The 12935-nt window shown below is 68.7% G+C and carries 14 protein-coding genes and 1 pseudogene; 7 read left to right on the top strand and 8 right to left on the bottom strand.

The features are described from left to right. Window positions 1-21: 21 nt before the first annotated feature. Window positions 22-828 (top strand): DUF5753 domain-containing protein, encoded by an 807-nt coding sequence (locus tag ACIA8G_RS00555; protein ID WP_396416105.1) that lies wholly within the window; start codon window positions 22-24, stop codon window positions 826-828. Window positions 829-832: 4 nt separating this feature from the next. After that, window positions 833-994 carry a DUF397 domain-containing protein gene (locus ACIA8G_RS00550; RefSeq protein WP_396416104.1) on the top strand — a complete coding sequence of 54 codons (162 nt, stop codon included), beginning with the start codon at window positions 833-835 and terminating at the stop codon, window positions 992-994. On the opposite strand, the gene ACIA8G_RS00545 is transcribed toward ACIA8G_RS00550, so the two are convergent. Further along, window positions 991-1998 carry a stage II sporulation protein M gene (locus ACIA8G_RS00545; RefSeq protein ID WP_396416103.1) on the bottom strand — a complete coding sequence of 336 codons (1008 nt, stop codon included), beginning with the start codon at window positions 1996-1998 and terminating at the stop codon, window positions 991-993. The genes ACIA8G_RS00550 and ACIA8G_RS00545 overlap by 4 nt on opposite strands. A 19-nt stretch (window positions 1999-2017) precedes the next feature. Here ACIA8G_RS00545 and ACIA8G_RS00540 point away from each other — a divergent pair, with 19 nt between their 5' ends. Beyond that, a complete protein-coding gene (locus ACIA8G_RS00540; protein WP_396416102.1) occupies window positions 2018-2746 on the top strand; it encodes an RDD family protein in 729 nt (242 codons plus the stop codon). On the opposite strand, the gene ACIA8G_RS00535 is transcribed toward ACIA8G_RS00540, so the two are convergent. Then, a complete protein-coding gene (locus ACIA8G_RS00535) occupies window positions 2743-3657 on the bottom strand; it encodes a phosphotransferase (protein WP_396416101.1) in 915 nt (304 codons plus the stop codon). The genes ACIA8G_RS00540 and ACIA8G_RS00535 overlap by 4 nt on opposite strands. A 73-nt stretch (window positions 3658-3730) precedes the next feature. Here ACIA8G_RS00535 and ACIA8G_RS00530 point away from each other — a divergent pair, with 73 nt between their 5' ends. Continuing rightward, window positions 3731-4858: a DUF4037 domain-containing protein gene (locus ACIA8G_RS00530; protein WP_396416100.1), complete on the top strand. Its 1128-nt coding sequence runs from the start codon at window positions 3731-3733 to the stop codon at window positions 4856-4858. Here the strand turns inward: ACIA8G_RS00530 and ACIA8G_RS00525 are convergent. Then, complete coding sequence (locus ACIA8G_RS00525) at window positions 4808-5245, bottom strand: nuclear transport factor 2 family protein (protein WP_396416099.1); 438 nt, start codon at window positions 5243-5245, stop codon at window positions 4808-4810. The two genes, ACIA8G_RS00530 and ACIA8G_RS00525, sit on opposite strands and share 51 nt — an antisense overlap. A gap of 76 nt (window positions 5246-5321) precedes the next feature. Here ACIA8G_RS00525 and ACIA8G_RS00520 point away from each other — a divergent pair, with 76 nt between their 5' ends. Continuing rightward, entirely contained in the window at window positions 5322-5837 is a 516-nt protein-coding gene (locus ACIA8G_RS00520; RefSeq protein WP_396416098.1) for a TetR/AcrR family transcriptional regulator, read from the top strand. Here ACIA8G_RS00520 and ACIA8G_RS00515 read toward each other — a convergent pair. The 4 genes and pseudogenes from ACIA8G_RS00515 to ACIA8G_RS00500 all read right to left on the bottom strand — a co-directional run bounded on the left by ACIA8G_RS00515 (window position 5816) and on the right by ACIA8G_RS00500 (window position 8195). Continuing rightward, the gene (locus ACIA8G_RS00515; RefSeq protein ID WP_396417287.1) at window positions 5816-6604 is read right to left on the bottom strand and encodes an energy-coupling factor ABC transporter ATP-binding protein; all 789 of its coding nucleotides are present in this window, start codon (window positions 6602-6604) and stop codon (window positions 5816-5818) included. The two genes, ACIA8G_RS00520 and ACIA8G_RS00515, sit on opposite strands and share 22 nt — an antisense overlap. A gap of 36 nt (window positions 6605-6640) precedes the next feature. Beyond that, a pseudogene (locus ACIA8G_RS00510) lies at window positions 6641-7231 on the bottom strand (energy-coupling factor transporter transmembrane component T family protein); the annotation flags it as partial. Beyond that, a complete protein-coding gene (locus ACIA8G_RS00505) occupies window positions 7228-7512 on the bottom strand; it encodes a PDGLE domain-containing protein (RefSeq protein ID WP_396416097.1) in 285 nt (94 codons plus the stop codon). The pseudogene ACIA8G_RS00510 and the gene ACIA8G_RS00505, both read right to left, overlap by 4 nt. Next, on the bottom strand, window positions 7509-8195 hold the full coding sequence (locus ACIA8G_RS00500) for an energy-coupling factor ABC transporter permease (protein WP_396416096.1): 687 nt from the start codon (window positions 8193-8195) through the stop codon (window positions 7509-7511). Before ACIA8G_RS00500 ends, ACIA8G_RS00505 begins: the two co-directional genes overlap by 4 nt. Before the next feature lie 313 nt (window positions 8196-8508). Between ACIA8G_RS00500 and ACIA8G_RS00495 the strand changes: the two genes are divergently transcribed. Beyond that, the gene (locus ACIA8G_RS00495) at window positions 8509-10635 is read left to right on the top strand and encodes a glycosyl hydrolase family 95 catalytic domain-containing protein (protein WP_396416095.1); all 2127 of its coding nucleotides are present in this window, start codon (window positions 8509-8511) and stop codon (window positions 10633-10635) included. 59 nt (window positions 10636-10694) lie between these two features. Next, window positions 10695-12044: a pyridoxal phosphate-dependent decarboxylase family protein gene (locus tag ACIA8G_RS00490; protein WP_396416094.1), complete on the top strand. Its 1350-nt coding sequence runs from the start codon at window positions 10695-10697 to the stop codon at window positions 12042-12044. An 82-nt stretch (window positions 12045-12126) separates the two neighbouring features. Here the strand turns inward: ACIA8G_RS00490 and ACIA8G_RS00485 are convergent, their stop codons facing one another. After that, complete coding sequence (locus ACIA8G_RS00485; protein ID WP_396416093.1) at window positions 12127-12645, bottom strand: MarR family winged helix-turn-helix transcriptional regulator; 519 nt, start codon at window positions 12643-12645, stop codon at window positions 12127-12129. Window positions 12646-12935: the final 290 nt, after the last annotated feature.

Raw genomic sequence — 12935 nt, 5'->3', positions numbered from 1 at the left:
CCACGACGAAGCTCCAGCGTGGTGGGCCGGGAGTTCGGCAACGGTGTGCGACGTGCCATCGAGCAGACCCAGATGACCCACCGCAAGATCGCCGAAATGCTCGACTGGGACGAGTCGAAGCTGTCCGACCTGGTCCGGGGCAAGGGCGGGGTCGGTGAGGCCGAAGTGTTGCAGTTGCTCGCCTTCTGCCGGGTCGCGCCCGCCGAAGTGCGCTACCTGCTCGGGTTGTTCCGCGAGACGCGCGAAACCGGGTACCTCCAAATTCCCGCGGACGGGTTGCCCGACCAGGTGCGCAGTCTGATCGCCCAGGAACGCCTCGCCAACGTCATCACCGTCTGGTCGATGAACCTCATCCCTGGCCGGCTCCAGACTGCCGACTACATGCGAGCCGTTGTGGAGGCAGGGGTCCGCGACCAGTCGGTCAACTACGACGAAGTCATCGCAGCGAGGCTCGCACGGCGCGAACTGTTCCATTGGAGCCGGGAGTTCGTGTTCTTCATCCACGAGCACGCCCTGAGGCTCCCGGTGGGAAGCGCAGAGGTGATGAAAGATCAACTCATCCACCTCTTGGCGATGGCGCAACGCTCCTACGTGACGATGCGAATCTTGCCGACCGCCATCGGCGCACACGCTGGGCTGTCCGGAGGGTTCATGCAGCTCAGGTACGAGAAGTTCGAGCCTGTCGTCTTCATCGAAAGCCAGAGCACCAGCCTCTTCCTCGAAGACAAAGCATCCCTGGCCGCCTACAACAAGGTGTTGCGGCTGCTCGACCAACAGTCCCTGAATGAGGAAGAATCGAAGGGGCTGATCAACAGCATCCTGTTCTGAGGAGATGTTCCGCATGTCGGTCTGGCGCAAGAGCAGCCGCAGCCCGGTCAATGACTGCGTCGAGGTCGGTCGGGGGATCGGCATCCGGGACAGCAAGGCACCCACCGCCCACCTGCCGGTGTCTGGGAGTGCCTGGTCGGCGTTCTTGCGCAGCGTGAAGGCCTAGACCGCCGTCGGCACAACATCCTCCCGCTCACTCGCGTCCACGTCCCCGGTCTCCCCCTCAGCCGCAGCCCGCCGCCCAACAACGAACACGTACAACAGGAACAACACCTCGGCAACAACGCCGATCCCAACCCGGGCCCAGGTCGGCAACCCGGACGGCGTCACAAACCCTTCCAGCACGCCAGACACCAGCAACACCACGACCAGCCCCAAAGCCACCGCCACCACCGACCGCCCCTCAGCCGCCAGGGCCTGAGCACGGGTGCGCTTGCCAGGATCGATCACCTGCCACCCCAGCCGCATGCCGATGCCCGCCGCGACGAACACCGCCGTCAACTCGAGCAGGCCGTGCGGGGCCAACAACCCGAGGAAGTCCGCCCCACGCCCCGCACCGAACATCAGCCCGACGCCGACCGCGAGGTTCAGGGCGTTGGTGAAGAGCAGGTAGATCGGCGGGATCGCGAACAGCACGCCGAGCAGCAGGCAGGTGGCGGCGACCCAGGCGTTGTTCGTCCACACCTGCGCCGCGAACGAGCCCGCCGGGTTGCTGGAGTAGTAGGCCTCGTAGCCGCCGCCGATCCTGGTCATCTCGCGGAGATCCTCCGGCGCGGCGATGGTCGCCTGCACCTCGGGGTTCGACGCGATCCACGCCGCCATCACGGCGGTGACCAGGTAGAACACCACGCCGGCCGGGACCCACCAGCGCCAGCCGAGGTAGATCGCGGCGGGCAGGCGGTGGGTGAAGAAGCGGGTGAAGACGCGCCACGCGGGGGTGTGCGTGCCGGTCAGCGTCGCGCGGGCTTGAGCTACCAGCGACGACAGGCGTTCCACGGTCGCGACGTCCGGGGTCTGGCTGCGCACGATCGACAGGTGCGTCGTGACGCGCTGGTAGAGCTCGATCAGCTCGTCGGCCTCGGCTCCCGTGAGTGTGCGGGACCGTTTCACCAGCTGCTCGAGCCGGTGCCACGACGCGCGGTGGCGCTCGATGAACACGTCCAGATCCACGATGAGTCACACTATCTGGGTGGGGGATCTCGTCACCGGTGAAGCGGTAGTTCTGGACCTGCGCGTCGCGCGTCTCGCCAGCAGGGCGGTGGCGTTCGCGTTCGACGTCGCCGTGCAGTTCCTGCTGTTGCTGCTCGTGCTCCTGATCTCGCCGATCGACCTCGACGGCGCGCTGCGGTCGGCGCTGGCGATAACGCTGACGGTGGCCGTGCTGATCGGGTACCCGACGGCGGTCGAGTCGCTGACGCGGGGGCGGTCGCTGGGCAAGCTCGTCATGGGCCTGCGGGTGGTGCGCAACGACGGCGGTGCGATCCGGTTCCGGCACGCGCTGGTGCGTGCGCTCGGCGGGTTCTTCGTCGACTTCTGGGCGCTCGGGCTCGGGGGCACGGTGGCGTTGTTCGTGTCGCTGTTCTCCGCGCAGGGCAAGCGGGTCGGTGACTACCTGGCGGGCACCGTGGTGATCCACACGCGCGTGCCGAAGCAGACTGTGGAGCTCGTCGAGATGCCGCCGGAGTTCGCCGCGTGGGCGCGCGGGCTGGATCTGTCGCAGCTGTCCGACGAGCTGGTGCTGGCGGTGCGGCAGTACCTCAGCCGCTACCACGAGCTGGGCGACCAGGCCCGGTGGGAGCTGGGCAAACGGCTCGCGGACGACGTCGGTGCCGCCATCCGCGAGCCGCGCCACGAGTACTCGCACCCGCACCCGTACCTGGCCGCAGTGCTGGCAGAACGTCGGCGCCGCGCGTCCTAGGCGTTCGCCCGGCGGAGGCGTTCGGCCGCCTGCTCGCGGACGTCCTCACCGGACACGGGTGGATCGCCGTGCAGAGCCTCCCAGCGGGCGTTGTGCACGGCCGTCCACAGGCTGGCCGCCCACGCGATCTCCTGCTCCTCCGCGGTGAGCCGGCGCCCCCGCAAGTCCTGGTAGGCCGTGAGGAACGCGGCCGAGCTCTCGACCGGGGGCAGGAAAGGCGTCGAGGAGTTGGCGAACGCGCCGCTCGCCGCACCGGCCAGTGCCGCCTCCGGCTGCCAAGCGAGGCTGTCCCAGTCGTGCACCGCCCACACTTCCGAGCCGTGCCAACGGAGGTTCTGCGCCTCGTAGTCACCGTGGCCCAGCACGCACGGGAGGTCAGCGGCCAGCAACCGCTTGCGAAGCCGTTCGGCCGTGTCCACGACGAACGCGGGCACGACGCTCTGATCTTTCTCGTCGAGAAAGTCGATCGCCGGCCACAGCCCGTCGTCCGTGTGATCCCACCGCAACCAGCGCGGATTCGGCAGGGGTGGCGCGACCGTCACATCGGCCAGTTCGGCCATCAGCCGCGCGAACACGGTCGCGTAGCGCACGGCGATGTCCGGTGAGTCGCCGAGCAGCACCTCACCGCCCGGCTGGTACTCCTCGGCGTGCACGGCCAGCGCATCGATGGTCGTCACGGGTGTGATCGGCCGCGGGCACGGAAATCCCCGCTCCGCCAACCGGGCCTGCGCGGCCAGGCACGACACGGCCCGGCCGTCGTCCTCCCGCGCCTTCACCACGACGTCGCGCCCACCGATCAGCCGCAGCCCGAACACCGCCGAGATCGACCGCCGCTCGAACAGCACGCCGGCCGGCTCGGCGCCCAGGTGGTCCACGCACCACCCGGCCAACCACGTCGGCAGGTCATCCATGGCGAACACTGTGCCAGCAAGGTTTCGATATCCGGTCGCGGCACGAACGCCGGGCGCGACACCATGCCAACTCATGGACCACTCGTTCATCCCGGGCCTCGAACTGTCGCGCCGCTTCTACCTGGAGGCAGTGCGGCCGTTGATCCACGCGCACTTCGGCGACCTCCCCCACACAGCGGCGCGGATCGGCACCGGCTCGGAGGTCCTCGGGTTCGACACCGCCCGATCCGCCGACCACGAGTGGGGTCCACGCCTGCAGTTGTTCCTGAGCCGTGACGACGCCGACCGGCACGCCCGCGACATCGTCACGACGCTGAGCCACGAGCTGCCCAAGACGTTCTGCGGCTACCCCACGAACTTCGCCTCCACCGGCAACGACCACGTGCGCCACATGGAGGTCACCGACGGACCGGTCTTCCACCGCGTCGACGTCACCAGCCTTGACGGATGGCTCGCCGACGCCCTGGGATTCGATCCCCTCGGTGTCATCACCACCCTCGACTGGCTGAGCACGCCCACCCAGACCCTGGCCGAGATCACCGCCGGCGCGGTCTTCCACGATCGAACAGGGGAACTGACCTCCGCTCGCTCCCGCCTCACCTGGTACCCGGACCAGATCTGGCGCTACGTCCTGGCCTGCCAGTGGGCGCGGGTCTCCCAGGCGGAGGCGTTCGTCGGACGGTGCGGCGAAGTCGGCGACGAACTCGGATCGGCCGTCGTCGCCGCCCGGCAGGTCCGCGGCCTCCTGCGCCTGTGCCTGCTGATGGACCGCCGCTACCCGCCGTACAGCAAGTGGCTCGGCAGCGCCTTCGCCCGGCTCCCCTTCGCCGCCACCCTCACCCCGGTACTGATCGCGGCGCTCGCCGCCACCACCTGGCACGAACGGGAAACCCACCTCGCCACGGCGTACTCGGCCGTCGCCGCGCTGCACAACCGGCTCGGACTGACCGAGCCCGTCGACCCCGCCACCCGCCCGTACCACGACAGGCCGTTCCAGGTCCTGCACGCCGAACGGTTCAGCCAGGCGCTCGTCGCCGGCATCACCGACCCGGAACTGCGCGATCTCCCCCTCGTCGGGGCCGTCGACCAGTTCGCCGACGACCCCGATCTGCTCGGCGGCCGCGCGGCGACCCGCTCCGCGACCGCGGTACTAGTGAGCAGGTTCGGCACTGCCGATGCCCAGCAGCTCGCTGAGCAGTAGCGGGTTCATGTAGTCGTCGTACCGCAGGATCTCCCCATCGCGAATCCTCATGATCGCGATGGCGGTGAACGTGTAGTCGGCCTGCTTCAGCGCCGACCACCCGCGATGGGTGATCTCGGAGACCGCCACCTCGGGATCGTCGGTCAGCCGGCAGATCGCCTCCACGCTCTGGATCTCGATCTTCGACCGCACGTTCGCCCCGCGGGTGTGGTCGAACCAGGCACGGATCTCCGTGCGCCCCTTGATCTCCTCCGGCTGGCCCGGCACCGGGAACCGGTACGCCATCACGCCGTCCGCGGCGAACATGTCCGCGAACGCCTCGTGCCCCTCCTCCCCCGCGACCATCCTGCGGACGTTCTCCACGATCTCTGCTGCGGTGCGTGCCACGTCGTGCCCCCATCTCTAGAATCGGAACGGTGACCCCGGTTATGACGATACGGAACGCACGCCCCGGTTGGCAACGATGAGGGCCGATGCCGCGCGAAATCGCGAGAAGGTGCTGGCCGCGGCACGGGAGTTGTTCGCGGATCAGGGCTATGACGTGCCGCTGGACGAGATCGCGGGCCGGGCGGGGGTCGGGCCCGGCACCGTCTACCGCCACTTCCCCACCAAACAGGCGCTGTTCCAGGCCGTCACCGAGGAGCGGGTCACCACGATGATCGCCACGGCGAGCGAGCCGGCGGACGATCCGGGGGCGGCGCTGTTCGCGTTCCTCGAGCGGATGGCGGACGAGGCGGCGAACAAGCGGGACATGTCGGACGCGATCACCGTGCCGACGGAGTTGCGCAAGGCGCTGCAGGCGGCGCTCGGCACGCTGCTCACCAACGCCCAGGAAGCAGGGGCGGTCCGCACGGACATCACGGTCGTGGACCTGATCGCGTTGATGAAGGGCCTGATGCAGTCGATGCAGGAGGGTGCGAACCCCGCGCTGCTGCTGGAGATCGTGCTGAACGGGCTTCAGTCGAGGCGGAAGCCGTAGGGCAGTTCGAGGCGGTGCCGCGCGAGCAGGTCGGCGTCGGCGAGCAGCGAACGGGTCGGGCCGTCAGCGACGACCACGCCGTTGTCGATCAGGACGCTGCGGGGGCAGATCTGCAGGGCGAACGGCAGGTCGTGGGTGACCATCAGCATCGTGCGGCCCAACGTCAGGAGCAGCTCCGCCAGTTCGCGGCGGGCCACGGGTTCCAGGTTCGCGGACGGTTCGTCCAGGACGAGGATCTCCGGATCGCACGCCAGCACCGAGGCGAGCGCCACCCGGCGGCGCTGGCCGCCGGACAGGTGCAGCGGGGAGCGGTCCGCGACGGACTCCATGCCGACGGCGTGCAGGGCCGCGCGGACCCGTTCGTCCACATCGGACAGACCGAAGTTGCGCGGGCCGAACGCCACGTCCTCGCCTGCCGTCTGGCAGAAGAGCTGGTCGTCCGGGTCCTGGAAGACGAGTCCGACCCGGCGGCGGATCTCGCGCAGGTTCTGCTTGGTCACCTCCAGGCCGGCGATCGACACCGTGCCGGAGCCACCGCCCAGCACTCCGTTGAGGTGCAGGGCGAACGTGGTCTTGCCCGCGCCGTTAGGGCCGAGCACCGCGACCCGTTCGCCGCGCTCGACCTTGAGGTCCACGCCGAACAACGCCTGGTGCCCGTCGGGGTAGGCGAAGGCGAGCTTGGCGACCTCCAGCGCCGGGGCCGCCGGCGTTTCGGGGACGATCACCGCGGATCCTCCCTGCGTGCCCGTCCAGCCGCGCGACACCATCGCCAGGTGCACCCTCTCTCCGCGTTCGTAGGACCGGATGAACAGCGTGCCGACCGACCGCGCCACCGCACCGGCCTGCCACAGGAAGCGCGGGTCGTCGCCGCGCGAGATGCGGGCCACGCGCATCCGTTTCGCCTCGCCCACAACGACTTCGCCGTAGCGCAGCATCAGGGTGGCGATCATGATCAACGGGGCGGGCACCCGCAGGGTCCGCAGGCCCTTCAGGAGGTCGCCGGGCGACGTCGTGGCGGCCAGGGTGAGGCTGATCAGGACGCCGAGCGTGCCCTTGGCCAGGATGTTCCAGCCGGCCAGGGTGCCCTCGACCGAGACGGAGAAGCCGAGGAAGTCCGTCCGCGGGTCCGTGCCGAAGATCGGCAGCAGGAACGCGAGCACCACGAACGGCACCTCGATGACCGCGCGCTTGACGAACCACAGCGCGGGCACCTGGGCGACGGCCCACACCGCGACGATCAGCAGCAGGTAGAGGCCGAAGAGCGGGAACAACGTGCGCGGGGTGGCCACGACGCCCAGCACCGCCCCGAACGCCACGAGGATCTTCACGTGGGGCGCGAGGCGGTGCACCGGCGAGTCGCCGGCGTGGTGCAGGACGTCGTGGCCACCGCTCATCGAACGGCGGACTTCTTGCGCAGCAACCAGAACAGGCCGAACGACACGGCCAGGACCACGAGCACGCCGAGCACGCCAGCGAGACCGGTGAACTTGTCGTCGCCGCCGAGCGCGTAGTCGGCGAACGTGCTGCCGGCGAACGGGTGCTCCTGCGCGTGCTCGGCGATGCCGGTGTCCTCGACGGTCTTGTCCAGCCCGTCCGGGTCGCCCGACGCGAAGTACGACAGGACGCCCGCGATCAGCAGTGACACGACGGCGAACCCGAGGAAGAACTTCTTCACGACCGGACCTCCAACGGCTTCTGGCTGCCCTTGAGCAGGTACACGAGGTCGGGCCGGATCGAGGCGACCGACGTGACCGTGACGGCGGTGATCAGGCCCTCGCCGATGCCGATCAACGCGTGCAGGCCCCACATCAGCAGCGCGACCTTGCCGATCTCCACCCCGCCCGCGCCGCCGGCCGCGTACTCGATGACGAAGCCGGTCGCGGCGAGCAGGGTGTTGACGAACGCCGAGATGAACGCGACGGCCGCGAGACCGCCCTTGCCCCGGCTCGCGAGGCCGCGCAGCGCGACCGCCACGGCGAACCCGGCCGCGGTGCCGATCAACGCCATGTTGGTGACGTTGGCGCCGAGCGCGGTGAGCCCGCCGTCGGCGAACAGCAACGCCTGCACCACCAGCACGATCGTCACGCACAGCGCGCCGACCCACGGCCCGACCAGGATCGCCGCGAGCGCGCCGCCGAGCAGGTGGCCTGACGCGCCGGGCAGGATCGGAAAGTTGATCATCTGGACGGCGAAGATGAACGTGGCCACCAGGCCCGCCATCGGTGCCGTGCGGTCATCGAGGTCGGCGCGGGCTTTGACCAGCGCGAACCCGACACCCACCGCCGCGAGGGCCAGGAGCACGACCGAGATCGGCGCGTTCAGGAGGCCGTCGCTCATGTGCATGGCAACAGGGGACATGAGCGGTCACGCTAATTGCCGGTAGGCGGCTATGGCCAGCCGTGTGCAACAACAATTTGGAGGCACTAGGGCGTCTGTAGTCACAGTCCAGAGTTCGCACCAGAGGTCCTCCGGGTTCACCAGCCCCTAGTCATCGGATGAATTGTGCGTAAGATCCCTTCAGCCGCCGCCACGGCCTGGAGGACGAACAGTGACAGAGCTGTCGCGTAGGACCTTTCTATCTGGGACAGGCGCAGCCGTTGGAGCCTCTGCACTCGGTGCAGGCACCGCGGTCGCATCACCCGAAACATCGGGTCGCCCCGCGAGCGCGACTGTGCACCGGGACGTCGTGCGCGACGCCCGCATGGAGTGGAAACAGCTGCCGAAGAACTGGGGCGACAGCCCGTTCCTCGCCAACGGCCTCCTGGGTGTCCAGGTCTACGCGGGACGCACGCCGAACGAGCTCAAGCTGATGCTCAGCCACTCCGAGGTGCAGGACCAGCGCGAGCACTGGGAGGCCGCGGTCGGCCTGTCCAGACTGCCGATCGGGTACCTGACCCTGGCGTTCCCCGGCGCGATCACCGCGATCGACTGGACGCTCGACCTGTGGAACGCCGAGCTCACCGGCTCGGTGACCACCACCCAGGGCAGCGCCACGTTCACGATGCTCGTGCACAACGCGCGCAGCACCTTCCTCGCCTCCGTGCACGGCGACGTGACGTGGGGCTTCCAGCCGCTGCAGTCGGCCACCACGCGCACTATCCGCAAGCCACCGGAGTACACGGCGAACCCGGACTGGACCCTGGGCACCGCGAACGGCGTCTCGTACGCCGCGCAGCCGTTGCACGCGGGCGGCGGCTACACGACGGCCTGGCACACCCGTGAGCGCCGTTTCGCGGCCCACGTGGCGTACACACACCCCGCGGACACGCACACCTCCGACGCGATCCGCGAGGTGCGTCAGGCGTTGGCGATCCCCTTCGAGGTGCTGCTGCTTCAGCACCGCCGCTGGTGGAACGCGTACTTCGCGAAGTCGCTTGTCTCCGTGCCGGACAAGCTCGTGCAGCGCTTCTACTGGTTGCAGCTCTACAAGATGGCCGCCGCCACTCGTGCCGACGCGCCGGTCATCAGCGAGTGGGGACCGTGGTTCCCGGAGCAGGGCAACAGCTGGACGGCCGTGTGGTGGAACCTCAACGTCCAGATCTCGTATCCGCTGATCAACGGCTCGAACCACCACGAGCTCGACGCCGTGACCACGACGTTGAAGCGCTTCGAGCACAACCTCGAGCTCAACGTGAACCCGGCGTACCGCGACGGCAACTCGTACGCGATCTGCCACCCCGGCGACCGCACGCTGCGCTCCGGCCCGCGCTACTGCGGCGTGCCCGGCGTCGCGCCGAACGACCACACGGGCAACCTGCTGTGGGCGTGCCACAACGTGTGGCTGGGCTACCGGCACACGATGGACAAGAAGATCCTCTCGACGGTGCTGTTCCCGATCCTGACCAAGGCGGTGAACTACTACGCGCGGTTCCTCGTCGAGGGCGTCGACGGCAAGCTGCACCTGCCGGAGACGCGTTCGCCGGAGTACGCGAACAGCGTGGACGCGACCTACGACCTGTCGCTGATCCGCTGGGGCGTGAAGACGCTGCTGTCTCTCGAGGAGAACGCGCGCTGGCGCGACATCCACAACCGCCTGACGCCCTACTCGCAGGACGCGAGCGGTGTCCGGATCGGCAGGGACAAGGCGCTGGAGGACTCGCACCGGCACTTCTCGCACCTGCTGTGGTTCTATCCGCTGCGCGAGACGACGTGGGACGACCCTGAGTACCGCGACCTGATCACCAAGACGGTCGACCTCTGGACCTCGCGCCGGGAAGCGTGGGCGGGCTACAGCTACGGCGCCGCCTCCGCGATGTACTCCGCGATGAACCGCCCGGAGGACGCGCTGTCGTTCCTGCGCTACTTCCTCGACCGCAAGCCGGTCGGCTCCAACGCCGTGCTCACCGAGAACACCTTCTACCGCGAGGGCGGCAACCTCGCGATCGAGTCGCCGCTGATGTCCGGCCAGGCGGTGCTGGAGATGATGCTCCAGTCGCACAACGACGTCGTGCGCGTCTTCCCGTCGGTGTCCTCCACGTGGGCTGACGCGTCGATCTCGTCGTTGCGCGCGCAGGGTGCGTTCCTGATCGACGCCTCGCGTTCGGGCGGACGCACCGACTGGGTCCAGGTGCACTCGGAGGCCGGCTCCCCTCTCGTGCTGGAGCACGGCATCACCGGCGACATCGACGTGCGCGACTCGCACGGCCGTCGCCTGGACTACAAGCAGCAAGGCTCGGCCATCACCATTCCGCTTCGCCGAGGTCAGACGGCCGTGGTCTCGCGGCGCGGCACACGTCCGGACGTCTCACCACGCGATGTGACTCCGAACGGCTCGTCATCCCGCTGGGGTCTGCCGTAACGTACAAATTCGAACATTCAGCCAGGTTAGAACGTTTCGGAGTACGAGTGGGGTGTGCGGTGGATCTTCAGCACTGGCTCAACGAGGCGCTGGTCAACCACGAGAAGTGGACCGCCGAGTACGGAGCCTTCACACCCCACTCGTCCCTCCAGGCCGATCCGGCCGTCTTCGGCTCTGCCCTGGCCGAGCTGCAGAACCGGCTGCGCGACAACTACCCGTTCTTCCACCCCCGCTACGCCGGGCAGATGCTCAAGCCGCCGCACCCGGCCGCCGTCGTGGGTTACTTGTCCGCGATGCTGATCAACCCGAACAACCACGCCCTGGACGGCGGCCCGGCCACCGCCACCATGGAACGCGAGGTCGTCTCCGGGCTGGCGCACATGTTCGGCTACGGCGACGAGCACCTCGGGCACCTGACCTCCAGCGGCACGATCGCCAACCTGGAAGCGCTGTTCGTGGCCCGTTCGCTGCATCCGGGTCGTGGCGTCGCGTACTCCTCCGAGGCGCACTACACGCACTCACGCATGTGCGGCGTCCTCGGCATCGAGGGCCACCCGGTCCCCGTGGACGGCCGCGGCCGCATGGACCTGGACGCGCTGGAGGAGCTCCTGCGGACCGGCAAGGTCGGCACGGTGGTCGTGACGCCGGGTACCACCGCATTGGGCGCCATCGAACCGGTGCATCTTGTGCTGGACGTCGCACGCCGCTACGACGCACGGGTGCACGTGGACGCGGCGTACGGCGGCTTCTTCACGCTGCTCGCCGGCACCGACCTGGCACCGGAGCCGTGGGAGGCCATCGGGTCGTGCGACTCCGTGGTGGTCGACCCGCACAAGCACGGTCTACAGCCCTACGGCTGCGGCGCCGTCCTGTTCCGCGACCCGTCCGTCGGCCGCTTCTACCTGCACGATTCCCCGTACACGTACTTCACGTCCGACGAACTGCACCTCGGCGAGATCAGCCTGGAGTGCTCCCGCGCCGGTGCCGCCGCGGCCGGCCTCTGGCTGACACTGCGGTTGCTGCCGCTGACCCGCGACGGCCTGGGCGAGGTGCTGGCCGCCGGGCGGCGGGCGGCCGTGCGGTGGGCGTCGATCATCCGGGAGTCCGAGGAGCTGGAGCTCTACCAGGAGCCCGAACTGGACATCGTCACGTACTTCCCGCGGACTACCCCGCTGACGCTGTCCGCTGTGGACGCGGCGTCCCACCGGGTCATGGAGACCGGTATGAACGCGGCGGTCGACCCGATCTTCCTGAGCGTGGCGCGCGCCTCGAAAGCCGCCTTCGCGGCCCGGCATCCCGGGGTCGAGGCCGATGTGGACGGTGCGCGGGTGCTGCGCAGCGTGCTGATGAAGCCGGAGTCCGAGGACTACCTGGACACCCTGCACGCACGGGTGCTGAGCCTTCTCTAGCCCTGGGGTTTTGGCGCGAAAAGCACGTTCGGGCCGTCTAGCGGCCCGAACGTGCTTTTCGCGCCAAACCAAGTAGGCGTGACTACGAGCCGTGCTTGGCGCGCCGGCCGGACCGGCGCGGCGGCAACGGCGTGTCCCCGCGCAGGTCGAGGCGCCGCTGCTCGCCGTTGGCCTCGAGGTGCGTCACCATGCGGCGCAGCATCTCGGCCAGCGACTGGGCCTCGGACGACTCCAGCGGGTCGGAGACGAAGACCTCTTCCTCGTTGAACTTGGGGAAGAGATCCGCCATCAACTCTTCACCCTCAGGGGTGAGGCGCAGGACCGCCAGGCGCCCATCGGTCGGGTGACCCATGCGCTCCAGCAGGCCCCGTGACTGCAGCGTCTTGGCGACGCCGGTCAGGGTGCCCTTGGAGATCCCGGCCTCCTCGGCGACGTAACGCGTCTCCATCTCGCCCCAGATCCACACGACCCAGAGCACGACGAAGCCGGTCCAGGTCAGATCGCTGGTGCGCAGCACCGAGTTCTCGAGGTGCTGGCGGATCGCGGTCGCGGCGCGGTGGATGTTCGACACCGCCGCCATCTGCTCGCGATGCAGCGGCACCGCACCGAGTTTGGCCTGGACGGCTTTCTCGGTCTCGGCAATCGTGTGGTGACCAGACAACTCAAAGTCTCCCGTGCTCGAGCTCAGGTGTTCCCGGCACAATACTTGCGGTTCCGAACTATGTCTGTGATGTGGTGCGAGTCAGTCCGCACGCGGTTTGATCACGATCCCACATCGTGCATGATCTCGTGACGGTCGTCACCCGTCCAGTTACGGACTGTTGCCTCGTGGTGGACGATGAGTGTGGAGCGCCCAGCTGAGACCGATCATGGTCTTTACTCCACGGACGG

Origin of the sequence: Lentzea sp. NPDC051213 (assembly GCF_044455585.1) — a bacterium.
Classification (GTDB): Bacteria; Actinomycetota; Actinomycetes; order Mycobacteriales; family Pseudonocardiaceae; genus Lentzea.
Note: the sequence above shows the minus strand (reverse complement) of the source record. Positions and strands in the feature narration are given on the sequence as shown.

Bases quoted from the DNA above. Each gene is read 5' to 3' on its own strand.
- ACIA8G_RS00520 (WP_396416098.1), top strand. From the start codon at position 5,322: ATGAGGGCCGATGCCGCGCGAAATCGCGAGAAGGTGCTGGCCGCGGCA.
- ACIA8G_RS00535 (WP_396416101.1), bottom strand. From the start codon at position 3,657: ATGGATGACCTGCCGACGTGGTTGGCCGGGTGGTGCGTGGACCACCTG.
- ACIA8G_RS00550 (WP_396416104.1), top strand. From the start codon at position 833: ATGTTCCGCATGTCGGTCTGGCGCAAGAGCAGCCGCAGCCCGGTCAAT.
- ACIA8G_RS00500 (WP_396416096.1), bottom strand. From the start codon at position 8,195: ATGTCCCCTGTTGCCATGCACATGAGCGACGGCCTCCTGAACGCGCCG.
- ACIA8G_RS00515 (WP_396417287.1), bottom strand. From the start codon at position 6,604: ATGGTGTCGCGCGGCTGGACGGGCACGCAGGGAGGATCCGCGGTGATC.
- ACIA8G_RS00530 (WP_396416100.1), top strand. From the start codon at position 3,731: ATGGACCACTCGTTCATCCCGGGCCTCGAACTGTCGCGCCGCTTCTAC.